General features: G+C 45.4%; 18 protein-coding genes and 1 tRNA gene. 13 read left to right on the top strand and 6 right to left on the bottom strand.

What is annotated here, in order from left to right:
- Window positions 1-169 precede the first annotated feature (169 nt).
- Window positions 170-1876 (top strand): tetratricopeptide repeat protein, encoded by a 1707-nt coding sequence (locus tag J5I83_RS04570; RefSeq protein ID WP_304053629.1) that lies wholly within the window; start codon window positions 170-172, stop codon window positions 1874-1876.
- 7 nt (window positions 1877-1883) lie between these two features.
- Here J5I83_RS04570 and J5I83_RS04565 read toward each other — a convergent pair whose 3' ends face one another.
- Both J5I83_RS04565 and J5I83_RS04560 read right to left on the bottom strand, forming a co-directional pair.
- Window positions 1884-3158: a hypothetical protein gene (locus J5I83_RS04565; RefSeq protein WP_304053626.1), complete on the bottom strand. Its 1275-nt coding sequence runs from the start codon at window positions 3156-3158 to the stop codon at window positions 1884-1886.
- Between the two features lie 6 nt (window positions 3159-3164).
- The gene (locus tag J5I83_RS04560) at window positions 3165-3719 is read right to left on the bottom strand and encodes a Slp family lipoprotein (protein WP_304053624.1); all 555 of its coding nucleotides are present in this window, start codon (window positions 3717-3719) and stop codon (window positions 3165-3167) included.
- Window positions 3720-4044: 325 nt separating this feature from the next.
- Here J5I83_RS04560 and minC point away from each other — a divergent pair, with 325 nt between their 5' ends.
- The 10 genes from minC to ychF all read left to right on the top strand — a co-directional run bounded on the left by minC (window position 4045) and on the right by ychF (window position 11253).
- A complete protein-coding gene (gene minC / locus J5I83_RS04555) occupies window positions 4045-4794 on the top strand; it encodes a septum site-determining protein MinC (RefSeq protein WP_304053622.1) in 750 nt (249 codons plus the stop codon).
- Window positions 4795-4818: 24 nt separating this feature from the next.
- A complete protein-coding gene (minD, locus tag J5I83_RS04550; RefSeq protein ID WP_304053620.1) occupies window positions 4819-5628 on the top strand; it encodes a septum site-determining protein MinD in 810 nt (269 codons plus the stop codon).
- Window positions 5628-5909 carry a cell division topological specificity factor MinE gene (gene minE / locus J5I83_RS04545; protein WP_304053617.1) on the top strand — a complete coding sequence of 94 codons (282 nt, stop codon included), beginning with the start codon at window positions 5628-5630 and terminating at the stop codon, window positions 5907-5909. The genes minD and minE overlap by 1 nt, the downstream gene beginning before the upstream one ends.
- A 170-nt stretch (window positions 5910-6079) precedes the next feature.
- On the top strand, window positions 6080-6667 hold the full coding sequence (gene lolB, locus J5I83_RS04540) for a lipoprotein insertase outer membrane protein LolB (RefSeq protein ID WP_304053614.1): 588 nt from the start codon (window positions 6080-6082) through the stop codon (window positions 6665-6667).
- Window positions 6668-6710: 43 nt separating this feature from the next.
- Complete coding sequence (gene ispE, locus J5I83_RS04535; RefSeq protein ID WP_304053612.1) at window positions 6711-7544, top strand: 4-(cytidine 5'-diphospho)-2-C-methyl-D-erythritol kinase; 834 nt, start codon at window positions 6711-6713, stop codon at window positions 7542-7544.
- 16 nt (window positions 7545-7560) lie between these two features.
- Window positions 7561-7635, top strand: a tRNA-Gln gene (locus J5I83_RS04530).
- A 139-nt stretch (window positions 7636-7774) separates the two neighbouring features.
- On the top strand, window positions 7775-8725 hold the full coding sequence (locus J5I83_RS04525) for a ribose-phosphate pyrophosphokinase (protein ID WP_304053610.1): 951 nt from the start codon (window positions 7775-7777) through the stop codon (window positions 8723-8725).
- A gap of 64 nt (window positions 8726-8789) precedes the next feature.
- Window positions 8790-9392 carry a 50S ribosomal protein L25/general stress protein Ctc gene (locus J5I83_RS04520; protein ID WP_304053607.1) on the top strand — a complete coding sequence of 201 codons (603 nt, stop codon included), beginning with the start codon at window positions 8790-8792 and terminating at the stop codon, window positions 9390-9392.
- A gap of 134 nt (window positions 9393-9526) precedes the next feature.
- Window positions 9527-10105 (top strand): aminoacyl-tRNA hydrolase, encoded by a 579-nt coding sequence (pth, locus tag J5I83_RS04515; RefSeq protein WP_304053605.1) that lies wholly within the window; start codon window positions 9527-9529, stop codon window positions 10103-10105.
- Window positions 10106-10161: 56 nt separating this feature from the next.
- Window positions 10162-11253: a redox-regulated ATPase YchF gene (ychF, locus tag J5I83_RS04510; RefSeq protein ID WP_304053603.1), complete on the top strand. Its 1092-nt coding sequence runs from the start codon at window positions 10162-10164 to the stop codon at window positions 11251-11253.
- A gap of 79 nt (window positions 11254-11332) precedes the next feature.
- Here the strand turns inward: ychF and J5I83_RS04505 are convergent, their stop codons facing one another.
- A complete protein-coding gene (locus tag J5I83_RS04505) occupies window positions 11333-12073 on the bottom strand; it encodes a DUF2490 domain-containing protein (RefSeq protein WP_304053602.1) in 741 nt (246 codons plus the stop codon).
- Between the two features lie 369 nt (window positions 12074-12442).
- Here J5I83_RS04505 and J5I83_RS04500 point away from each other — a divergent pair, with 369 nt between their 5' ends.
- Both J5I83_RS04500 and J5I83_RS04495 read left to right on the top strand, forming a co-directional pair.
- Window positions 12443-13615, top strand: a complete 1173-nt coding sequence (locus tag J5I83_RS04500; RefSeq protein WP_304053601.1) for a M20 family metallopeptidase — start codon at window positions 12443-12445, stop codon at window positions 13613-13615.
- On the top strand, window positions 13575-14744 hold the full coding sequence (locus tag J5I83_RS04495) for a YbdK family carboxylate-amine ligase (protein WP_304053600.1): 1170 nt from the start codon (window positions 13575-13577) through the stop codon (window positions 14742-14744). The genes J5I83_RS04500 and J5I83_RS04495 overlap by 41 nt, the downstream gene beginning before the upstream one ends.
- A 45-nt stretch (window positions 14745-14789) precedes the next feature.
- Here J5I83_RS04495 and J5I83_RS04490 read toward each other — a convergent pair whose 3' ends face one another.
- From J5I83_RS04490 to J5I83_RS04480, 3 genes are all read right to left on the bottom strand, one after another.
- Complete coding sequence (locus J5I83_RS04490; protein ID WP_304053599.1) at window positions 14790-15002, bottom strand: phage virion morphogenesis protein; 213 nt, start codon at window positions 15000-15002, stop codon at window positions 14790-14792.
- A 208-nt stretch (window positions 15003-15210) separates the two neighbouring features.
- A complete protein-coding gene (locus J5I83_RS04485; RefSeq protein ID WP_304053598.1) occupies window positions 15211-15468 on the bottom strand; it encodes a hypothetical protein in 258 nt (85 codons plus the stop codon).
- 240 nt (window positions 15469-15708) lie between these two features.
- Window positions 15709-16680 (bottom strand): IS1595 family transposase, encoded by a 972-nt coding sequence (locus tag J5I83_RS04480; protein ID WP_304053597.1) that lies wholly within the window; start codon window positions 16678-16680, stop codon window positions 15709-15711.
- Between the last annotated feature and the right edge of the window lie 77 nt (window positions 16681-16757).

The raw sequence follows: 16757 nt of genomic DNA, 5'->3' as shown, positions 1-16757 counted from the left end.
GCTAAGTGAGGATGAGATGGATAATTTGATGCGAGCATTAAATTATCCATCTATGTCTCGCAATCGTTAGCTATACTGTGAAGGCTATTAAATATGCCGTAGCATAAGAACTGGTTTGGTTTTTTTTAGTCTTAATGATTTTATTAGCTCGATTCAGATGAAATTTAGAATGCATTGGATATTATTACTACTCGGGCTAGCTGGGTGTACGCAGATCCCAAAAGTGGAAAGCTCGCCGGAAGCCAAATTTGCTGATCAGGCTTCACAGGGTCAGTCGGAATTACCCGCTCAAGAACTGACAAGCGAGCTTTTGTTTGACTTTTTACTGGCCGAAACAGCATTGCAACGTGATAACCTTGAGGTGGCGGTTGAGCGATACGCTAAGCTGGCTAGAAATACACGTGATCCGCGGATTGCCGAACGTGCCACCGAGGTGGCGCTTCGTGCGCGCCGGCCTGGTGAAGCAGAAGAGGCTGTTGCCTTATGGGTTGAGCTGGAGCCAGATTCCATCAGTGCGCGCCAAGCTGCGGCAGCATTGTTTGTGAGCACTGGGAAACTTGACAAAGCGCGCCCTCATCTTGAGAAATTGCTGTCGTCTGAGAAGGATTCCGTCGACAAGGCTTTTATGCACTTGAGTAGACTGTTATCACGCCACAGTGATAAAAATGCAACGCTGCAGTTAATGCAAAAGCTTGCAGCGCCGTATCCTGATTTGCCGGAAGCACATTTTGCAATTTCCCAAGCTGCCTGGGCTGCCAATCAGCTTGAACTCGCACTTAAAGAAATGAAACAGGTGCTGGTATTGCGTCCTGACTGGGAGGTTGCCGCGATTCATCAAGGCCGGATTTTGCAGCGGATTGCTAACGCTGAAGCGAGAGCTTTTTATGAAGGCTATCTGGAGAAATATCCAAAAGCCAATGATATGCGGATTGCTTATGTTCGCATGTTGATGTCGGAAAAAAATTTTGCTTCAGCGCGCGATCAGTTCCGAAAATTGATGATGGAGAATCCACTGAATGCAGATGTTGCTCTTGCGGTTGGTTTGTTGTCTCTGGAGTTAAATGATTTCGATGGCGCGGAAGAAAATTTTAAGAGAGCGTTGGATTTAGGCTATGAAGATCCCGACAATATCCATTTTAATTTAGCGCGGATCTATGAAGTTACGCAACGGACAGATGCTGCTCTCGAGTCATATCGGCGAGTAAAAGGGGGTGAACGGTATTTACCTGCTCAAATCCGTTACGCTGTTTTGCTGCTGAAAAAAGAAGGGATTAATAGCGCGCGTCGGCATTTGCATCAGTTAACACCCGAAAATGAGCAGCAACGTACCCAGTTAATCCTGGCGGAAGCGCAGTTATTACGGGAAGTTAATGCGCATCAGGAGGTCTTTAATTTACTAGACAGAAATTTGGAAAAGATTCCAGATCATCCCGATTTGCTTTACGATCGAGCATTAGCGGCAGACAAAATTGGTAAATTTGACATCTTCGAGCAAGATTTGCGCAGGCTGATCGAGTTAAGGCCGGATAATGCGCATGCATACAATGCGCTGGGCTATAGTCTCGCAGAACGGGGATTACGTCTGCCAGAAGCATTGGCGTTGATCAAAAAAGCAGTCGAGTTATCGCCAGACGATCCATACATTATGGATAGTCTGGGATGGGTATATTACCGGATGGGAAATCTGAGTGAAGGTCTCAATTATCTGAATCTCGCGTTTTCCTCTCGTCCTGATCCAGAAATTGCTGCTCATTTAGGTGAAGTGCTTTGGGTTAAGGGAGCAAAAGAAGATGCTGAGAAGGTTTGGCGCTCGGCGCTTGAAGCAAATCCAGGCAACGAAGCATTGCTGGATACCATGAAGAGATTGATGCGGTAGCAGGCTTTTAGTGAAGTATTCGAAGAGCGGCAATACGCTGCTCTATTTTTTTCATCAACTGCTGATATTTGGGTGTATCAATACCACCAAAACGCGCCGCAAACTCTGACTCTGACATAAATTCAGGAAGATCAGACCAGGTCGGCATTAAATCAGTATCCTTTAGTTTAGTTGCCATTACCTTTTGTATTCTTAATGCTGATACCTGACTTGCAATAGCTTGTTCAGCAAATCGTACCCCGGCGCGATTGGCTGCCATATCATTAAAGGAAAAACCGCTTCCAGAGCGCGAATCCTCAATTTCTTTATAGAGACCGATCGCATCCGAAAGCATCGTGTCTGCATAAGCAGTGATGGCGGCAGAGACCATGAAATGCTTAGCAAAATCATCTCTGCCATCAAGGGTAACCTTAAGATTGGCAGGTTTTGGCAAGTTATTCACTTCAGGGAAAAGCAATTTAAGGGGTAAGCCTAGTACATGGAATGCTGTTGCCAGAATGGCCGCACGATTTTCTGCTATAGGATTATTGCCATTGATTGAATGTTTGGAGGCAAGACGCATTGCATGAGTGAGCAATTCCGAGAGAGGGATGGCTGCTCTGCTTTTAAAGTGATAATTGTTAATCAGCATGTGGTGATAACGAAGCACTCTTGCTTGTTCCTGTTTGCTAATGACAGGCATGCCAATGACTATTTTACTTGCTTTATCAAATAATCCTTCTTTCCAGCGATAAACGATGCTGAGACTCTCCTGAGAGATTCTTATCTGCTGGAGCGCATCCAAGCCTGCCCGGAATTCTGGATGATTATTTTCTAGCCAATGCAGAAATTGCTGGGTGAATCGGTTGGTAATATACTCCGGTAACCGGAGACTTCCGATGCGGATTGATTGAGGTAGCGGAAAATGATTGGCGTCAGTAAAAGTGGTTTCAAAATTTAGATAGCCACGAAGTACATTGCCGGGAATAGGATAGCTTAATCGCAACAATGCTTCGCCGTCACCTAGCGCTGCCTGCGCGCGGCCATTAACAACAAGATGTGTCAAATAATTGATCATTATATCAAGATCTTCTGGAAGAATGCTGACGGTTGCTATTTTCCCTGACTGAGTTTTATGGCGATGGTTGTCGATGATGTGCTTAATGCGTGCGATATGCTCAGGAGTAATATCAACAGTTTTCTCGACATGAGGTTTATTCTCAATAGCAAGATAAAGTATTGCTGCGGATGAGAGAAAGAAGATTAGAAAGCAGGCAGCTATTAACCTGAAAAATATGCCCAAAATTTTTTACCACCAGTAACGATAAGGCCCATAGTAGCCCCTGAAGAAAAAAGGATAACCGTAGTAGTAGCCAGAGTAAGGATAAGGAGGATAACTATATCTACCTGGACCGTAATAATAATATCGATAATCTTTTGGCCATAAGTAGATTGCCGTTGCTGAAATAAGTGGGACCCTTATGATTTTGTTGCCGATGGTACGTTCAATATCACCTTTCAGTGTTCCTGCCACAGTTATCTCGCTATCTTTGGCATAGACAGCGGGATCCAGGAATTCGCTACTCTCAATCACAAAGCGGCCTTCACTTTCTTTGTTTAATTGTGGATATCCCTTATAATCAAGAGGATAAAATAAAACCTGGACTAAAGTGAAATCTTTTTCATTTTCGACGTCAATGATCACGCCACCCCAGCGAAGAGGCGTATCCTTGTAAGCTTCGATATTCTGACTGAGGGTATGGTAAGGTACATTCGTAACGGGAAAGTCCTTTATTGCTGGCGGTAGGCTAGTACATCCACCCAACAGAACAAGTAAACTGATTATTGATAAATACGTTTTCATATTTCCTCCTTTATCAAATGTACCTTTGACATTCAGGAATTGTGCGTCAAACCCCGAAACTATTATTTCATGCAATTGGACAGCCGATAGAATAAATAATTCTAACGCAGATGCCAGGGAAAACTTTTATATTGAATGAATTGCGTTGTGATTAGATTAATTTAATGGGGCAATGTGATAAAGGAAGAGCGTCGAAGTTAAATGACTCAAATATTGAGTAAAATTATTCGCTCCTTTCGATTGGAAGGTATAATGCTGCTGTCAGTAAATAAATTGATATCGATATTATCTCCTACTATTGTGGCTCACTGATTTAACAGAACAGATGTCGATAGATCCAGAAAAAATGCATGATATCCGACCAGTGCTGGAAATTAGAAGTAGCACTTTTTTTGTACCGGTGCTCGTTTTGTACAGTAATGACTTGGCGGTAATCGAACAACGATTGCAGCAAAGACTATCTCAGGCGCCAGATTTTTTCAGAAACTCGCCCGTTGTGTTTGATTTACACGAATTGAACAATAATAATGATGAAATAGATGTGGTGAGGTTAGTAGAGCTTATTCGTAACGCTGGTTTATTTCCTATAGGAATACGTGGTGGCAATGACTTCCAGAATAAACGGGCAAGCTCATTATTTATTCCAGTGGATGCCACTCAAAGTAGTCAAGGGATAGCGGCTGAGACACCTAAAGCAGCTGCACCCATTCCCAAACCCCAACCGATTGTCAAGGAAGCGGTCGCGTATAATGCGGCGACATTGATTACTCAGCCAGTCCGTTCGGGACAGCGTATCTATGTATCTGGTGATTTGATTATATTAACTCAGGTCAGTGCGGGGGCTGAAATCATGGCTGAGGGTAATATCCATGTTTACAATACATTAAGAGGGCGGGCGCTTGCAGGGGTGCAAGGCAATACGGATGCAAGAATATTCTGTTTTGATTTACAAGCTGAGCTTATTTCGATAGCCGGAGATTATAAAACGAGCGAGGATCTTAAAGAGACGGTCCCAAAAAAACCAGTGCAAATCTATTTGCAGAACCATGCTTTGATAATAAAAGAATTAGTATAAGATATTTCAGCGAAGGAGAATTAAGTGGCAAGAATCATTGTCGTAACGTCGGGCAAGGGGGGGGTTGGTAAGACTACCACAAGTGCTGCAATTGCCATGGGATTGGCAAAGAGAGGGCATAAGACGGTCGTGATTGATTTTGATGTCGGGTTGCGCAATCTTGATCTTATTATGGGTTGTGAGCGGCGTGTCGTTTATGATTTCGTCAATGTAATCAATGGAGAGGCAAACCTCAATCAGGCATTGATTCGTGATAAGAACTGTAATTTACTCTATATTTTACCTGCCTCACAAACGCGTGATAAAGATGCTTTAAATCTTGAGGGTGTAGGAAGAGTGCTGGAAGAGCTCGCCAAGGATTTTAAATATATCGTGTGCGACTCACCTGCTGGCATTGAAAAGGGCGCTCATTTGGCAATGTATTATGCAGACGATGCTTTTGTCGTAACCAATCCAGAAGTATCTTCTGTCAGAGATTCGGATCGTATGCTTGGCATTATGGCAAGCAAATCGCGCAGAGCAGAGTTAGCAATGGAACCCATCAAAGAGTATTTGTTATTGACTCGTTATGATCCGAATCGGGTTGAGTCAGGAGAGATGCTTAGCCTGGATGATGTGCAGGAAATATTATCTTTGCATTTACTGGGCGTTATTCCGGAATCAAAATCAGTTCTGAATGCCTCTAATTCTGGCATCCCAGTAATCCTGGATGAGAAAAGTGATGCAGGCCAGGCTTATGCAGATATTGTGGCGCGTTATCTGGGGGAAAAAAGGCCTCACCGTTTTATTGAGAATAAAAAAGGGTTTCTTAGGAAGCTTTTTGGAGGAAAATAATGAGTCTGCTGGATTATTTTAGATCGTCAAAATCTAAAACAGCTTCTGTTGCGAAAGAAAGGCTACAAATTCTGGTGGCACACGAACGTTATTATCGTAATAAACCTTCTTACCTTCCACAATTGCAAGAAGAATTACTGGCAGTCATTCGTAAATATGTCAAAGTGGACCAAGATGCTATTTCAGTTAAATTTGAACAGGACGAAATTCAAGAAACGCTTGAATTGAATATTGTGTTGCCTGATGCCCAAAGTAACAAGAGTGCAGCAGAGGCTTCCTGAGGTGTTTCTTAATTAACTTCTGTTTTGTCGATACCACTCGAATTGGAGCAGGAATAAAGCAATAGCGATAAGTTGAGTGTGTTCTGTGATGTGTGTAGAAAATTAAAATGTAGATTAAATATCCATTGTTTAATAGCATTAATAATCATAGGCTTATTGCATGCGAGCTATTGCTTTGCCTGCTTCCATTATTCACAGGCTGTGCTGTATTTGAAAGCCGGGATGTAGGCGTTACCACTATTGTTACTCGACCGGGTGAAGCGGCAGCGAGTAAAGTTATTGCTGATTTTGGCCTGATTGGCCGGGTACTTGTGAAAGCGGATAAGCGTGGGTTCTCGGGTGGTGTGCACTGGCAGCATACCGCTGACAGTGATGAGATACTGCTACTTTCTCCATTGGGGCAAACGGTAGCCCACATTGACCGGGGGCCGGAAGGAGTGCGCCTTATAACCTCAGAACAAAAAACTTATTATGCAAGTAATGTGGAAAATTTAACAGAAGATGTGTTGGGATGGCGTCTGCCTCTTGCTGGATTGCAATTCTGGATACTCGGTACGCATTTTCCGCTGACAATGTCGGAAAAGGATTTGGATACGACTGGCCGGACAGTAGCGATCAGGCAGGACGGCTGGAGAATCACTTATTTGGATTATTTTTCGCAGCCTGTTCCAGCCTATAATCTTCCCAGAGTATTAGAGCTTAGCCGTATAGATTTGAAACTGAAGTTAGTTATTGATAATTGGAAAATCAGAGATTGACAGCATTCCGTCTTTAAAAAGTGCCTTATGAAACTCAAAGAATATGCAAACTTTTCCATCGCCTGCCAAGCTTAATTTATTTCTGCATGTGGTTGGGCGCCGAGAAGACGGATATCATCTGCTGCAGACAGTGTTTAGATTTTTAGATTTTTCTGATCAACTAGGTTTTGTTTTAAGAAACGATTCTGTAATCAAATTACATACACCCATTCCTGGTGTACCTGAAGAAAATGATCTGTGCGTTCGTGCAGCAAAATTGTTGCAGCAGAAAAGCCATCAGAGCTTTGGAGTGGAAATTTTTCTGGAAAAGAGAATTCCTATGGGTGGTGGACTAGGAGGAGGGAGTTCAGACGCAGCAACGACCTTACTTGTGCTCAATCGGTTATGGGGATTGAATTGGACAAGAGCTCATTTGATGGAGTTGGGACTAGAATTAGGTGCGGATGTGCCCGTATTTATCTATGGTGAGAATGCTTTTGCAGAAGGGGTGGGCGAGAAACTTTCAGCCATCGCGTTACCGCCAGCTTGGTATTTGGTGTTAACGCCACCCGTGCATGTTTCAACAGGACAAATTTTTTCAAGCAGGGAATTGACACGGAATACAAATCCTATCAAAATACCGCCCTTTTCCATCTGGCAAGGACGCAATGATCTGGCGCCAGTGGTTTGCCAGATGTATCCAGTTGTGGCAAGATGTTTAGAATGGCTTAAGCAGTTGAGTAATACCACATTAGTCGCAATGAGCGGTTCAGGTGCTTGTGTATTTGCAGAATTTGCAAACGAATTGTCGGCGCAAAATGCGCTCCGTCAATTGCCTGACGGAATGAGTGGTTTCGTGGCAAAGGGATTAGCATGTCACCCGTTGCGAAATTTTTAAATAGAGTAATGAATTTTGGGGAGTCGCCAAGTGGTAAGGCACCGGATTTTGATTCCGGCATTCGTAGGTTCGATCCCTACCTCCCCAGCCAGTAATTTGTAATGCTCAGAATCGGCTGGTTTTCTGATTCAAATCAGAGCATATAAATTAAAGATTATGTGGCGAGCTTTGTATTACCAGGAGAGATCTGTGTTTTTCAGCTTTCAGCTCATAGCGGCAAAGTATTAACCATGTCTTACGATAGCTTGATGGTTTTTACTGGTACAGCCAATCCCCAGTTGGCCCAGGACGTGGTCAAGTATCTCAATATTCATTTGGGGCGAGCAACAGTTTCTCGTTTTAGTGACGGCGAGATCATGGTGGAGTTGCTTGAAAATGTGCGCGGCAAGGATGTGTTCGTATTGCAATCGACTTGCGCTCCTACGAATGATAGTCTCATGGAAATTTTAGTGATTGTCGATGCCTTGAAGCGTGCCTCAGCAGGTCGTATTACAGCAGCGATTCCCTACTTTGGTTATGCGCGTCAGGATAGAAGGCCGCGATCGGCGCGTGTTCCGATTACAGCTAAAGTGGTCGCCAATATGCTTGCGACGGTTGGTGTAGATCGGTTACTGACGATGGACTTACATTCAGACCAGATCCAGGGTTTTTTTGATATCCCGGTGGATAACATTTACGGCATGCCTATATTGCTCGGCGATATATGGAAGCATAATTACCAAGATTTGGTTGTGGTATCTCCTGATGTGGGAGGGGTTGTAAGAGCAAGGCATTTAGCAAAACGTTTGGAATGTGATCTTGCAATTATCGATAAACGTCGCCCTAAACCAAATGAATCCAAGGTAATGAATATCATTGGTGAAGTTGAGGGGCGTACTTGCGTCATCATAGACGATATGGTGGATACCGCCAATACGCTGTGCGAAGCTGCCAAGGCGTTAAAAGAGGAAGGGGCCGTGAGTGTTGTGGCGTATTCTACACACGCGGTTTTGTCTGGCAAGGCAGTGGAGCGGATTGCCAATTCTAAACTAGATAAACTCGTTGTCACTGATACGATACCATTGCGTGAAGATGCTAAAGCGTGCGATCGAATCTGTCAGTTGAGTGTAGCAAATTTATTGGGTGAATCCCTGCTCCGGATAAGTAATGAGAGCTCATTAAGCTCGTTATTTATGGAGTAACTGGAGATAAATTTTTATTTTTGATTTATCTGGTCGCGGATAAATCTTGTTTGGGAGAATTGAGATGCAAATTGAAATTGATGCTAATAAACGTGAATTGCAGGGCAAGGGTGCGAGCCGCCGCCTGCGAGGATCAGGTAGAGTTCCTGGAGTAGTTTATGGTGGAGAGGGTGCTGCACAATCCATAGAATTAGACCATAACAATTTATTCCACAAGCTTAAGCTGGAAGCATTTCATGCCTCGGTTTTATCGTTAAATGTGGACGGCGTTAAAGAGCAGGTATTGTTACGTGATGTACAAATGCATCCCTACAAACCACAAGTGTTGCATGTAGATTTTCAGCGTATTGATAAAAGTAAGAAGATACACATGAAAGTTCCGCTGCATTTCATTAATGCTGAGGTTTCGCCTGGCGTAAAACTATCGGGTGGCATGGTCAGTCATGTCCTTACTGAAGTTGATATATCCTGTCTACCTAAAGATTTGCCTGAATATATCACTGTGGATTTGTCAGAAATGACTGCTGGCAGTACCTTACACCTAAGCAACCTCAATTTGCCAGAAAATGTGGAAATTCCTGCATTGATCAGAGGTGATGATTTTCCTGTGGCTACCCTCATTGTTCAGCGAGGAAGCGAGTCTGGAGAAGGTGGCGCGAGTTCCTAAATAAAACAGATATTTGTACGTATAAATTGCAAATCAGCATGGGCAGCGTTCTTCCGTATTGCAGCTCCCGAGCGAGTGCAGATGAACACAGTCAGAATGATGGAAAGTTGCTGCCCGGTTAAGCCAGGTAATCAATGAAACTTATTGTAGGACTTGGCAATCCGGGGGAAAAATATGCTGCTACGCGCCATAATGTTGGATTCCACTGGTTGTGCCGGCTGGCGGAAGAATTACGCATCACATTCAAATCAGAAGTGAAGTTTCATGGTTTGTGTGCAAATATTATGCACAGTAATGACCAGTTATGGCTGCTTAAACCACAGACATATATGAACGCGAGTGGAACAGCGGTAGCGGCGTTAGCTCGCTTTTATAAAATTCCGCCCGATCAAGTACTGGTTGTTCATGATGAACTGGATTTGCCGCCCGGAGCCGCCAAATTAAAATTGGGTGGCGGGGCAGGCGGTCATAATGGTCTCAAGGATATCATTTCTCGTCTTGCCACCCAGGATTTTTGGCGTCTACGAATTGGTATAGGCCATCCAGGAAATAAAAATGAGGTAGTAGATTATGTTTTGCATCCACCCCGGAAAGAAGAAGCTTTATTGATCGATGATGCTATCCAGCGAAGCCTGGCTGTTTGGCCACTCATTGCAGGAGGTGATTATCCGGCTGCGATGCATAAATTGCACACAAAGCAGAAAGAAACCTAAGGCTGCGCTTTTTTGTGTATTTCCCCGTTTACTAGCAATTCAATAAGAATCGGATTATGAGCCTGAAGTGTGGCATTGTTGGTTTGCCCAATGTGGGTAAATCAACACTTTTTAACGCCTTAACCAAAGCGGGTATTGCTGCTGAGAATTACCCTTTTTGTACGATTGATCCTAATGTAGGCGTGGTTGAAGTTCCCGATCAGCGCCTCAAGAAGCTTGGCGAAATTGTGAAACCGCAAAAAATGCAATCTGCCATCGTTGAATTTGTTGATATTGCAGGTCTGGTCGCGGGCGCCTCTAAAGGCGAGGGATTAGGCAATAAATTTCTCGCGAATATCCGTGAAACAGACGGGATTGTGCATATGGTGCGCTGTTTTGCTGATGAAAATGTGGTGCATGTGGCAGGTAAGGTCGATCCCATTGCCGATATCGAAGTAATCCAAACTGAACTTGCGCTGGCTGATCTGGCGACAGTGGAAAAAGCGATGCAACGGGAAGCCAAGCTGGCCAAATCGGGTAACAAGGAAAGTATCCGCTGTATGAGCGTGCTGGAGAAATTGTATGCTCATCTTGACCAGGGGCAGCCAGCGCGCAGCCTAGCGTTAGAGAAAGAACAGCTGCCGCTCTTGAAGTCATTATGCTTATTGACAGCAAAGCCCGCTATTTATGTGGCAAATGTGACAGATAATGGTTTTGAAGATAATCCATTACTGCAAAGCATTCAGGAGTATGCGGCACGGGAAGGAGCGCCTGTTGTAGCAATCTGTGCTGCACTCGAAGCAGAAATTGCGGATTTGTCCGATGAAGACAAGCAAGTATTTCTGGCTGATATGAGGCTGGAAGAGCCAGGCTTAAACCGCCTGATTCGTGCGGCTTATCAAATACTCGGGCTACAAACTTATTTCACTGCAGGGGTCAAAGAAGTGCGCGCATGGACGATACACAAAGGAGATACAGCGCCACAAGCAGCTGGCGTGATCCATACGGATTTTGAAAGAGGTTTTATCCGTGCTGAAGTCATCGCCTATGATGACTTTATTGCTTATAACGGTGAGCAAGGTGCTAAAGAAGCAGGAAAAATGCGCTTAGAAGGTAAGGAATACATTGTCAATGATGGCGATGTGATTCATTTCCGTTTCAATGTATAGGCATAGCATAGCTCATTGACGTGTGCAAAATCTATCGCTATACCTGAATTATCAGGTATAGCGGCAGAAACTCAGGTTATCAGAAATTCAAAAACAAGTTTACGCCTACAATATGAATCATTTGATCGGGGCGGGGATTGTGTGGTCTATTAATATACTGATTCAAATAGCCGATTTCACCTGTAGCCATTTGATTAAACTTATAAGCTAATCCAACAAATCCTCTATTCTGATCGAGACCGTTGGTAATCCAACCTTTATGAGGGGTATTCATAGCAATAAATATTTCATCCTGTACTACAAAGCTGAGATCCTGAGAAATAAAAGGCATGGGAAAGGCAAATTTTATTAATTGGCGGAATCGGTAAGCCACATCATTTTTACCGGGGTCAGGGATATCGCTGTCAAAAAAGCGTTGCTCAAAACGGCTACGCCAAGAAAATTTGGCGAATGATAAGTTTTCGCTCCAGGTTACTTGCTGCCAGATGCGGTGCTCATCAAAATTACGTCTGCCTGAGATCGGCTCGGCGGTTGGCGCCCAGGCGTAGCCTGCCCAGAGAATGACATTATCAGTAATAGCATAACCTATGCCTGGACGGATAAGAGATTGAGTAAATTGGGTAGAGTCATTGCCAAAACGTCCCTGTCCTTCTAACCAAATTCTCCAATTTTTCAGATTCGGATTAAAGTTACCTAAATTTCCTATCGCGGTGATATTGCCCCAGGTTTGAAAGTCAGTGTCAACATCTTCAGCGATGGCAGGAACCGATAACAAGCTAAACGCAGCGAATACGGTAAGAAGTTTTAGTTTTTTGAACATATAGATTTTCCTGTTGATTAATTAAGGCTTTAAGCTTTCTTATTCTCTTTGAGAAGATAAACAATATCTCATGCCCTTCCTGAAAAGCTTGTGGAGAAAAATATTTAGATAAATTATTGATTCAGAAAAATTATTGACTCTTTGTTTATTAGTTGCTTTTGTTGGTTTTGGTCTTATAAACCAAGCGAGGGCGGCGTTTAGCCTATCACAAGAAATGTGAAGAAAGTGTTAAGAAACTGCGCTGGCGGAAAAAGTAAAATCATGCCAGCGAACAGATTAGGATAGACGCCAAATTGTGCCATACTTACTAAAAAGCTAGGCTCGATCACCACTTGGCTAGAAGATATCTCAATTGTAAGGATGGCGGCGATGGTAGAAAAATATAAATCCGAGCATCTCTATGAGTGGATGGTGACAGTGCGCCGTATCCTGCATCAGCATCCTGAGCTGGCATTTAAAGAAGTCGAAACCGCCAAGATATTGATGGCGGAATTAGACAAGCTGGAGATTGCTTATAATTATAATGGCCCTGGCAATGCCGTTATTGGCAGGCTGCCATGCAAGCACCCTGCAGCGCCGGTAGTTGCTCTGCGTGCAGACATGGATGCACTGCCTGGTACTGAAAACACCGGTTTGCCTTTTGCTGCCTGTATGAAAGATAAAATGCATGCATGTGGACATGATGCGCATATGACCATGGTACTGGGCGCTGCTGCGCTGCTGAAAGTGTCTCCTCCTCCTTGCCACGTCCTGTTTATTTTCCAGCCAGCAGAAGAAAAAGGTGGTGGTGCACGTGTAGTCTTGGAATCAGGCGCTTTGCAAGGCGTCAGCGCGATATTCGGCGGACATGTGACACACCATTATCGCGTGGGAGAAATCATGGTAGCGGATGGCGTGATCACAGCACAGTCCGATCGTTTTAGCATTCATATTAAAGGTAAGGGCGGACATGGCGCGCGGCCGCATGAAGCGACCGATGCCATCGTGATTACTGGCTTACTGATCGCCGCCATGCAAACACTGGTCTCGCGCGAGATTAACCCAGTTTATCCTGCCGTGGTGACGATTGGCACAGTGCATGCGGGCAGCGCGCCTAATGTGATTGCGGCTGAGGCGATTCTGGAGGGATCGATTCGCACTACCCTCCCTGAAGTGCGTGATCGCATCCATAACGGATTAAAGCGCATGGCCAGAGCTATGGGTGAATTGCACAATGCCAAAGTAGAGATTGATATCACGCAAGGTTATCCGCCCGTTGTCAATACCACCCGAGAAACCTATATCGCTTACCGCGCAGCTCAAAAAGTAGTGGGGCACGCGGGCTTAATGACCCTTGATCATCCCAGCATGGGGTCAGAAGATTTTTCTTATTACCTGCAAAAGATACCCGGTTGCTATGTCCGTTTTGGTGCAAGACGGCATGAGAATGAGTATATTCCGTTACATAGCCCGGAATTTGACATCAATGAAGAGGTATTGAAAGTGGGTGCTGCATTTTTCGATGAAGTCGTCCGAGAGGCGGCGCAAGAATTTTCAAGTTGATCCCATCTTGGAATTTATCCCGTCCAAACCATTAACTGTTGGGATAGAACTCGAGCTGCAACTGCTCGATAAGGAAAATCTCAAACTGGTAAACGGAATCGGACCTTTGCTCGAGTGCTGTCCGGAATCACCCTATATCAAACCGGAGTTCATCCAGAATACCGTCGAAGTGATTTCCAAGGTTGGGGAAAACACCGCGCAGGTTCATGCGCATCTTGTTCAACTGGTCAAAGCAGTGAAACAGACTTGTCTCGCGCTGGGGATGGAGTTATGCGCTGCCGGTACTCACCCTTTTGACAAGGAATTAGCCTTATTTACCCCGCTGCCACGTTACCTGAGAATGGAAACGGATACTGGTTATTTAGGTCATAGCCAAATTACTTTTGCCACGCAGGTGCACATTGGTGTGCAGGAGGCAGCGCAAGCGCTCTATCTGATGCGTGCTTTCAAGGTTTATCTGCCCCTATTGATTGCCCTTTCTGCCAGCTCGCCCTTCTGGCGCGGCTATGACACTGGCTTTGTCTCCTACCGTCAGCGTATCCTGGCGGCCAGTCGCAGTTATGGCATACCACCAAGTTTTAATGACTGGCAGCAATTCATGGATTTTTATAAATCCTCGCAACGTGCCGGCATGATACACACCATCAATGACATCCATTGGGATATCAGAGTGCGGCCGCAGTGGGGTACAGTCGAAGTCAGAGTGATGGATGCGCAACCGACCATTAGTGAGGCGATCCAACTTGCCAGTTTTATTCGGGTCTTGGCCGCCTATCTGCTGGCACACCAGCAGGCCGACATCGAAACCATGCCGCATGCATTACCTTGGTGGATTGAAAAAGACAATTGTTATATGGCCTCGCGCTTGGGATTGGAAGCAAACTGCGTGGTCGATAAAAATGGCTTGTTCAAACCTATCCATGAAATTTGGCAGATAGTGCAAACTGAAATCCAGCCTTACGTCAGCAAAATAGGAGAATCGGAATATTTTGAACAACTCGTCAAACGTGTGGCAGAACGGAATATCAGCTATCAGCGTCAACGTACCGTTTACCAAGAAGCGCACACGTGCAAGAAGGTTGTTTCAGCGCTGATCAGTGAGCTAGCAGATAATCTGGCTTATAGCTGAGCTGAATAGATTGGCTACCCTCTACAGCGATACTTTGGCTGGATGTCATAGCAGTTTGATTGAGCCTATCCCCGCTGGCGCATTGCGCTCCCAGCGACTTCCATCCGGCATGGTTTGCGTGCTGAATCGCTCTTTGGTCGATTCCACCAACGCCTCACCGATTTCCAGCAGGGCCGGGCGTGGCCGTGCACCTGATTGTTGCAGCCGGTTCAATGCATCCAGCACAGTTTTGTTATCGACTTCTATTTGTATCTTCATGATATATTTCCATTCTCAGAGGCGGAATCGTTTCGGACGTTTAGCTCAGGTTTAATCTGGGCTGTTAGTTCAGGGGGCCAGATCATTGGCAGCATTGAACGCCGCCTGCCTATCTCTTTTGATTGCAGACTGTCTACGTGCATGGACTGGGGAACAGAAAGGCGAAGCGTCGTCATCTATGTCGGTTCGACTCCGACCGGGCAGCCTGTCAATCATCCGCTTGCGATCCCTCGATTATCGTATAAAGCCCACCCCGTATGATTTCATCAATCGTGCGTGTGGCTTGCCTGAATCCAGAAACGATGGCGTTGGGTGCTTCTTTCTTGTACTCGAACCCGACTGATAATTTGATGCCATCCGTATTGCTCGCAACCACATAGATCAGTTTACCGCTACGATTATCCAGCAGCACCAGATCAGGATCGCTAACTATCTCCGGTAATTGCCGCCATTCATTCAGCTTCATTCAATCCGTTCCTCCGCTTTATCGTGCAGGGCCTGTTTTTGCCCACGAATCAACCCTTCACGGACTGCGATTTCTGCTGTCTTTGACAATTCCTTTTTCCGATCCGCCCCATTGCAAAACGGCTGGGGTCTATCCCCGCAGGCGCGGGGGAAACGGCGCGCGCGATATCGATCACCTGGTATTTGCGGGTCTATCCCCGCAGGCGCGGGGGAAACACTCTGACCCCGAACTTTAATTTGGCTATGTCTGCGTTAATAGTTGAAACTGATTTTCTCTTCCGAGAGCGGCCTGGAGCCCAACGATTGGCGAGTTGTGCTCGCCCCAACGTTCCAACCATCTACGCCAGCCCAGATAATTTCCCAAGTATTTGGTCGCAACCCCATGAAATCTTTTCATCCACTGTTTAAGTCGGCTGTCGTAGGCATTAACATTCTGGATATGGTAAACGCCAGCAATGACTCGAATCCCAGCAGAGAGATTGACGGGGCGATGGGTAATTCCGAGGCTATGAGCCACAGACCGGTAGACGGCAGCGCCATCACTACAGAAAATGGCGTCCTTCGCCAGAATAGTCCGCAAAGGAGGCTCGATTGTCTTTTTATCAAGCGCATTCAACATGAAATCCGCTGTTGCACCAGAGCGGTCACGTACTACCAACACCGGCACCTGGTCTTTGCCTGTGCCACGTGCATGGATTTGCTTGCCGCGTTTACGCGGTGGACGATTCAGGTGGCGTTGACCTTTGCAGGAAGAGGGAAAAAAGGTCTCATCCGCCTCGATGATCCCTTGCAAGTGGTTGGCTTTAGTAGCTGCCGGCAAAGTCAGGAACCGATGGCGCCAGCGAAAACTGGTATTTTTGTCTATTCCGCATTGCTTGGCGCTCGCTCGCACGGTCAAGCCTTCAATCAACGCCGCGCTGTAATTCAGCCACTGTTCCTTATGCCGCAGACGAGCCAAAGGGGTTCCCGAAATGGCCGTGAATGTGTGCTTGCATGCGCAACAGCGAAAACGTTGCAACCCCGCTTGGTGTCCCCAACGATAAAAGCGATCTGCCTGGCAGACCGGACAATTCGGTTCAAAAGAATCCTCAAGATATTTCGCGACCGCAGCTTGTGGCTTCACTTCGCTCAGGCAATGCCTGGCCTGTTCTTTTTGACCACGACTAAGTTGCGATATTTTTTCAAACCACTCCCGAAAATCAGAGACTTTCATGACTATGCTCTCCAGTCTTAATGTTCCAGTCTATTGGACAAAAAAGTAGTTTCAACGTTTAATGCAGACATAGCCTT

Source organism: Nitrosomonas communis (assembly GCF_024102715.1).
GTDB classification, from domain to species: domain Bacteria; phylum Pseudomonadota; class Gammaproteobacteria; order Burkholderiales; family Nitrosomonadaceae; genus Nitrosomonas; species Nitrosomonas communis_B.
This window is presented reverse-complemented; position numbering and strand designations above follow the sequence as displayed.